The sequence below is a fragment of the Vogesella mureinivorans genome, from assembly GCF_007644035.1.
Taxonomy (GTDB): Bacteria; Pseudomonadota; Gammaproteobacteria; order Burkholderiales; family Chromobacteriaceae; genus Vogesella; species Vogesella mureinivorans.
The window spans coordinates 1-274 of sequence record NZ_VMTV02001052.1 but is presented as its reverse complement, the minus strand read 5'-3'; the positions used below and the strand labels follow the sequence as shown (position 1 = coordinate 274).

Annotated in this window: 1 pseudogene; it reads left to right on the top strand. The window is 64.6% G+C overall.

Annotation, left to right across the window (positions count from 1 at the left end):
• Positions 1–56: 56 nt before the first annotated feature.
• Positions 57–274 (top strand): annotated as a pseudogene (locus tag FLQ44_RS22705) (phosphoribosylamine--glycine ligase); the annotation flags it as partial.

Sequence of the window (274 nt, the reverse complement as noted above, 5' to 3'; positions counted from 1 at the left end):
ACGGCGACACCGGACCCAATACCGGCCGCCTGGGCGCCTATGCCCCTGCCCCTGTCATGACCGATGCGCTGATCGAGCGCAGCCACCGCGAGATCGTCGTACCCGCAATCAAGGGCATGGCGGCGCGCGGCACGCCGTTTTCGGGCGTGCTGTTTGCGGGTTTGATGATCACGGCGGACGGCCCCAAGCTCATCGAGTTCAACACGCGGTTCGGCGATCCCGAATGCCAGGTGCTGATGATGCTGCTCGAGAGCGATGTACTTGACCTGCTCGA